Origin of the sequence: Rhodococcus wratislaviensis (assembly GCF_900455735.1) — a bacterium.
Classification (GTDB): Bacteria; Actinomycetota; Actinomycetes; order Mycobacteriales; family Mycobacteriaceae; genus Rhodococcus_F; species Rhodococcus_F wratislaviensis.
Genome location: NZ_UAUI01000024.1, coordinates 595,766 through 602,256 on the forward strand (window position 1 = coordinate 595,766; position 6,491 = coordinate 602,256).

The following is a 6,491-nucleotide window of genomic DNA, read 5'->3' on the forward strand; positions in this document are numbered from 1 at the left end:
GGAAGCCAGTCTGGATCAGACCCCGTCGCGGCAACCAAGGAGGAGTGCGCGCTGCATACTCAGCACTGTACTCCGGGCACCATCGTTCGCGTGCCGGGGTTCGAAGTCCGAGTGAGGAGACAGCGGTGGGCCGCAGCGCGACGGTGGTAACACCGCTGGTGGCCGCACTTTTTGCGGCGCTGCTCGCGTCGTGCGCCGGGGTGGTCGAGGGGGCGCCGAGCGTCGCCGGGGTCGGCGAGCCGATCTACGGCCTGCCGGTCAGCGATCACAGCCGCGTCGAGTTGGCCGTTGCCGCCGCGGCCCGCGACATCACGCCGTGCGGCCTGCTCGACGAAAGTCTGGTCGCCTCGCTCGGGCAGGTCACCGCGTTCGGTCCCGTCGGCGATCTGTCGACCTGCCACGCCGAGTTGGTGCCTCCCCGCGGCACGCCCGCCAACCCCGTCTGGGTCGAGGTGACGGTGGGTGAACGCGAACCCACGGAGGAAACCGGTGCCGGCGAGGCGACGTCGGGAATCGAGGTGCGTCCCGCGGTCGGCGCGCTCCCGGGCACGTGCACGCTCTACTTCTCGCTGCCCCCGGTTCCCGGAGTGCCGGACGACGCCACCGGCTCGGGGCGGTGGGGGCACGTGTCGTATCTCGACGGGGCAGGCGGAACGGGTGACTCCGCCGCCGGCGACGACTGCGCGGAGGCCCGCACCGTCCTCGGATCGGTCGCGGACCGGCTGCGCACCCCGGTACCGGTGCGTTCGGATATCCCTCTCGCACAGCAGGATCCGTGCAGGGTGGTCGAGAATATGTCGGGCCGAGGCGTCGAAACGTTCTCCCCGGGCAGTCGTCCCTACGAATGTCTCCTGACGCTCCGCGGCGGCGACGCGGCGTCCGTGCAACTGGCGCTGTCGCCCGAACCGACGCAGACCGGCGGCCCCGAAGTGATCGAACTCGACGGCGAGACGTTCACGTACTTCCGGGACGCACTCGAATGTCACTACTACTTCTACCCGGGTGCGGTGTTCGACACGAACCTGCCGTCGAGTCCGGTGAGCGAACGGGACAAACGCAGCAATCGGCTGACGGCGTCCGTGGCGGCGTCCGCGCCTAGCTGCGACGACGCGGAAACGCTGGTGCTCGCCGCGGCCGAAGTGTTCGACTACTGACATGAACACACAGGTCGATGTCGCCCGGGCCTACCTGGACGCGTTGCTCAGCCACGACGGCAACACGGTGCCCATCGAGCCGCGGGCCGTGCGGTACGAGATGGGGCTGAAGACGGCATTCTCCGGAAATCACCTGCGCCGAAGCCTGTCCGGCGGCCCCCAGTACCGGGTGATCCGGGCGATCCGCGACTGTGTGTGGTCGGTCGACGGCGAAAACGTCACCGTCGACTACCTCCTCGACGCCGGACTGTTCGGCCGCACCCTCGTGACGGTCCGGGTGGTCGAGACGTTCCGGATCCCGCAGGACGACCTGCGTATCCATCGCATCGACGCGAAGATCCGGCGCCCCTGATCGGGCGCCGAACCGACTGTCGTGCAGGGCTTCCGCACGTGAGTGGCAAAGTGTGCCCCGGCACGCTTTGCCACTCACATGGGGTCAGTCGAGCGTTTCGTGCGCTGCGGGAACGGAACCCAGGCGCCCGGCCTGGAAGTCCTCGAACGCCTGCAGCACCTCGGCCTTGGTGTTCATGACGAACGGTCCGGCCATCGCGACGGGCTCGCGGATCGGCTTGCCGCCGAGGAGGAACACCTCGAAGGACTTGGTCCGCGAATCCTGGGTGTCGGCCGCGGCGATCGTCAGCGTGTCACCGCGTCCGTAGACGGCCGTCTGGCCCATGCGAATCGGACGGCGTTCCGAACCGACGAGCCCCTCACCCGCGAGGACGTAGGCGAGCGCGTTGAACTCGGGGTTCCACGGCAGCGTCAAGCTGGCGCCCGGAGCGATCGTCGCGTGGACGAGGCTGATCGGCGTGTACGTGGACCCGGGTCCGTGGTGTCCGTCCACGTCGCCGGCGATCACGCGAACGAGCGCGCCGCCGTCCGTCGAGGACAGCAGGGTCACCTTCTGGCCGGTGATGTCCTGGTACCGGGGTGCGGCCATCTTGTTGTCGCGCGGCAGGTTCACCCACAACTGGACGCCGTGGAACAGGCCACCGCTCATCACCAGGTGCTCGGGCGGGGTCTCGATGTGCAGGATGCCGCCGCCTGCGGTCATCCACTGGGTGTCGCCGCCGCCGATGGTCCCGCCGCCGCCGTTGGAATCCTGGTGCTCCATGATGCCGTCGATCATGTAGGTGACGGTCTCGAAGCCGCGGTGCGGATGCCACGGTGTGCCCTTGGGTTCACCGGGTGCGTAGTCGACCTCACCCATCTGGTCCATGTGGATGAACGGGTCGAGGGCAGGCAGGTCGATGCCCGCGAACGCGCGGCGAACCGGGAAGCCTTCGCCCTCGTAGCCGACGGGTGCAGTGGTGAGCGAACGGACCGGGCGGTCGACGGCGCCGGGAGCGGGTGCGTCGATACGCGGCAGGGCAAGGATGTTGTCGACCGTCACGGCAGGCATGGGGTGTCTCCTCGTACTCAGGTAATTGATTGTTCAACTACTTCATGGTGTGTAACACCCGCGGCGTCCAGGTATTCCCGCAGGGGCGGCTCCGCCGCCCGTGCGCGGTTGGCGAGTGCAGAGACTCGTTAACCACGCACGGGCGCGAAGCGCCTCCTAGTTGAGGACGTTCTCGTGATCGGGGCAGTACCGCGTGATCGCGCCGATGATGTACGGGTAGACGCCGTCGTTGGTGAGCATCGGCGTCCACTCCTCACGGACCTGGTCGAGGGGTTTGCCTGCGTCGAGGGCGGTGCAGATCTCGCCGGCCTGATGGACCGCGAGGTCCTCGTCGGTGACGGTCTGGTTGTTCGCGCGCAGGTAGGCCAGGTAGTCGGCGGCCGTCTGCGGGTTGTCGGCGACCGAGAACACGCGGCTGCCGGGGGCGGTGGCGGCGGTCGTCCTCGCCGCCACGGAAGCGGAGGCGGACGTCGTCTCGGAGGCGGCGGTGTCGCTGTCGCCACCGCAGGCGGTGAGGATTGCCGCGGAGCAGACGGTGAGGGCGGTCAGAGCAAGGGTGCGGCGCATGGGGCGTGTGATTCCTTTCGAGGCCTGTGACGGCGACGATCGTATCGCCTGCGGGGCCGGTGTTCCCGGCGGCGATCACCCGCACTGTTCCGGGTCAGAGACCGCGATCGATGAGGTCGAGGATCTCCTCACTCGTCGCGGCGTGAATCTTGTCGACCGCGGCCGCATGCGCGTCGTCGGACGTGCCGACCTCGGCCAACAGGCTTCCGAGGCGCTGCGCGATGGCCGACCGCGCCTCGCTGTCCTCGCCGAGTTCGGCGATGGTCGCGCGAAGCCGGTCGACGTCGGCGAGGGCGACGGACATCGGATCCGGGACGAGTTCCGAGCGCAGGAATTCGGCGACGGCACGCGGGCTCGGGTGGTCGAACACCATGGTCGGCGGCAACCGCAGCCCCGTAGCGGCACCGAGATGATTACGGAGCGCCACGGCGGCCAGCGAATCGAAACCGAGTTCTTTGAACGCCTGGTCGGGGTCCACCGAGTCCGACGCGTCGTAGCCGAGCACCGTGGCTGCTCCGCCCCGCACCAGATCGAGCATCAGGTGCCGCTGTTCGGGGATCGACCTGTCGGCGAGGCGCTGCGCCCAATCCGACGGCCCGGACCCGCTCGCGCCGGTGACGACCGCGTCCGACCCCGCGGCGTGCGGGCGGGATTCCCGGATCAGGCCGCGCAGCGGGGCGGGAACGTAGGGGGCGGCCGAACCGGAGTGGTCGAACCGTGCGGCCGCGACCGTGGGGGCACCGGCAGCCAAGGCGCTGTCGAAGAGGGTCAGGCCGTCGGCCGCGGGCATCGGAACCATTCCGCTGAGGCGGGCTCGGGCGAGGTCGATCGCGCCGAGGTTGTCGGTCATGGCGCTCGGTGTCGCCCACATGCCCCACTCGATCGAGAGCGAGGGCAGCCCGAGGGCGTGGCGGTGATGGGCGAGGGCGTCGAGGAACATGTTCGCGGCCGCGTAGTTCGCCTGCCCGGGAGCCCCGAGGACGCCGGCAAGCGACGAGAACATGACGAACACCCGCACGTCGCCGTTCGCGGTCAGCCGGTGCAGGTTCCAGGCCGCGTCGACCTTCGGCCGCAGGACCGCGTCGAGCCGTTCGGGGGTGAGCGACGCCAGGGTGCCGTCGTCGATCACGCCGGCCGCGTGGATCACCGCCGTGAGTGGGTGTTCGGGCGGTATCCCGGCCAGCAACGCGGCGACCGCCGACTCGTCCGAGGTGTCGCAGGCAACGATGCTCACCTCGGCACCCAGACCGCTCAATTCGCTGGACAGTTGGTCGCTGCCCTCGGCGTCGGGTCCGCGCCTGCTGGTGAGCAGCACGTGCCGTGCCCCGTGCTCGGTCACGAGGTGCCGGGCGACGAGAGATCCCACCGTGCCGGTGCCGCCGGTGACGAGAACGGTGCCGTCGGGGTCGAACGGTGTCGGTTCGTCGACGGCGGGCATGCGCCGCAAGCGAGGTGCGCGCAAGGTGCCGTTCCGGACCGCCAATTGCGGTTCCCCGCTCGCCAACGCCGATGTGACCGCGGCTTCGGCGTCCGATTCGTCGTCGAGGTCGATCAGCACGAACCGGTCCGGGTTCTCGTTCTGTGCGGAGCCGACGAGACCCCACACCGCCGCGGCGGCGAGGTCGGGAGGGGCGTCGTGGTCCTGCCCGTCGCCGGTCACCATGGCGTTGCGGGTCACGATCACGAGCGGGGTGTCGGCGACAGCGTCGTCGTCGAGCCAGTCCTGGAGCAGTCGCAGTACCCGAGCGCACAGGTCGTGGGTCGCGTCCGGACCGTGGTCGCCCTCGGTCGCGCACCCGACCAGCACCGTCCACGGACGCAGGTCGTCGTCGTCCGGCCTGGACTCCATCGCGGTCCGCAACGTCTCCAGGTCGGGATAGTCCGGGAACGTCGAACCGACACCCGGGTCGCCGAACTCTTCGGCGCCGAGGACGACCGCCGGGCCGAGGGGTCGTTCGGACGAGGCCACCTCCACCGGGATCCAGGCCGCCCGGTGTAGCCGCAGAGCAGCCGATCGACCTGCGTCGGCCGCCCTCTGCGCCACCCGCAGCGCATCGACGGTCAGTACCGGCTCACCCGCGGGGTCGACGGCGGCGATGCGATACCGTCCGTCCTCGCCGGCAGTGAACCGGGCGGTCACCGCCTCCGCGCCGACGGTGTGCAGACGGATCCCCGACCAGGTCAGCGGCCAGCCGTCCCACCCGAGGAGGGGTTCGATGGCGGCCTGCAGCAGTTCCGGGTGAATACCGTATCCACTCGTGTCGGTGCCTTCGTCGAGGCGCACCTCGGTCTCGGTGTCGCCCGGGTCGTGCTGCGGCACACCGGCGGCAGGGCCGGCGATGTCGTCGATCGTCGCCGAAGCGTTCCGAACCCAGCTGTCCGGACCGTCGGTGTCGCCCGACTTCGACGAGATCGTGACGGTGCGGGCGCCGTCGGTGCCGGGTGGCGACACCAGCACGCGAATCGTGGCCAGTCCCGACGGCGGCAGGACGAGCGGGTGGTGCAGGGTGAGTTCGTCGATGTGGTCGAGGCCGACGTGGTGGGCCGCGTGCAAGGCGAGTTCCACCGGCACCGCAGGCAACAGGGTTTTCGCGTCGCCGGTCGGCGGCTGGTCGCCGTCGTCGATCGTCGGTGGGACGAGCCACGGATCCCGGTGCAGGGACAGCTGTCCGGTGAACAGGGTCGCGTCGTCGTCGAGCGTCACCGCGGCGCCGAGCAGCGGATGATCGGCCGGGGTCAGACCCAGCTCGGTCGGATCGCCGGTATGCCGGGTGGACGCGGTCGGCCAGTAGGAGCGGCGCTGGAAGGCGTAGGTGGGCAGGGCGACCCGGCGGCGACCCGGCAGTACCCGATCCCAGTCGATGGTGGCGCCCTGCACATAGGCGGCGGCGACCGCCTCGATGATCCCGTGTGCTTCGTCTCCGCGTCCGGGCAGCGTGGCGATCGTGTTCGGCACGACCTCGGCGGCCAGTGCCGCCAGAGCCGCACCCGGACCGACTTCGACGAGGCGGGTGACGCCGAGTTCGTCGAGGGCGCAGACGCCGTCGTGGAAGCGCACCGCGTGCCGGATGTGCCGGGTCCAGTACTCCGGGGACATGAGTTCGTCGGCGGTGGCGACGCGCCCGGTGACGTTGGAGACGACGGGAATCTTCGGCGGCTGCGCCGTCAGCCTCGACACCACGGCGGCGAACTGGTCGAGGATGGGGTCCATCAGGGCCGAATGGAAGGCCCGCTCGACCCGCAGGCTCGTGGTCTTCAGTCCGGCGGCGGACAGTTCGGATGCGACGGCGTGCACGTCGCGGTCGCCGCCCGCGAGGACGACGGATTCGGCGCCGTTGACGGCCGCGAGATCGACGCGGCCGTCGATC

At 70.1% G+C, this 6,491-nt stretch carries 5 protein-coding genes; 2 read left to right on the forward strand and 3 right to left on the reverse strand.

Going from position 1 to position 6,491, the window contains the following annotated elements:
* Positions 1-125: 125 nt before the first annotated feature.
* Positions 126-1,154 (forward strand): hypothetical protein, encoded by a 1,029-nt coding sequence (locus tag DTA22_RS28650; protein ID WP_112301698.1) that lies wholly within the window; start codon positions 126-128, stop codon positions 1,152-1,154.
* Between the two features lies 1 nt (position 1,155).
* Positions 1,156-1,506, forward strand: a complete 351-nt coding sequence (locus DTA22_RS28655; protein WP_037229231.1) for a hypothetical protein — start codon at positions 1,156-1,158, stop codon at positions 1,504-1,506.
* An 84-nt stretch (positions 1,507-1,590) separates the two neighbouring features.
* On the opposite strand, the gene DTA22_RS28660 is transcribed toward DTA22_RS28655, so the two are convergent.
* From DTA22_RS28660 to DTA22_RS28670, 3 genes are all read right to left on the reverse strand, one after another.
* Positions 1,591-2,556: a pirin family protein gene (locus DTA22_RS28660; protein WP_112301699.1), complete on the reverse strand. Its 966-nt coding sequence runs from the start codon at positions 2,554-2,556 to the stop codon at positions 1,591-1,593.
* A 156-nt stretch (positions 2,557-2,712) separates the two neighbouring features.
* On the reverse strand, positions 2,713-3,123 hold the full coding sequence (locus tag DTA22_RS28665) for a DUF732 domain-containing protein (protein WP_112301700.1): 411 nt from the start codon (positions 3,121-3,123) through the stop codon (positions 2,713-2,715).
* 94 nt (positions 3,124-3,217) lie between these two features.
* A partial coding sequence (locus DTA22_RS28670; protein WP_146777805.1) for a type I polyketide synthase occupies positions 3,218-6,491 on the reverse strand: 3,274 nt, incomplete at its 5' end.

What these genes read in the sequence shown, in the direction of transcription:
- DTA22_RS28655 (WP_037229231.1), top strand. Translation starts at nt 1,156, where the DNA reads ATGAACACACAGGTCGATGTCGCCCGGGCCTACCTGGACGCGTTGCTC.
- DTA22_RS28660 (WP_112301699.1), bottom strand. Translation starts at nt 2,556, where the DNA reads ATGCCTGCCGTGACGGTCGACAACATCCTTGCCCTGCCGCGTATCGAC.
- DTA22_RS28665 (WP_112301700.1), bottom strand. Translation starts at nt 3,123, where the DNA reads ATGCGCCGCACCCTTGCTCTGACCGCCCTCACCGTCTGCTCCGCGGCA.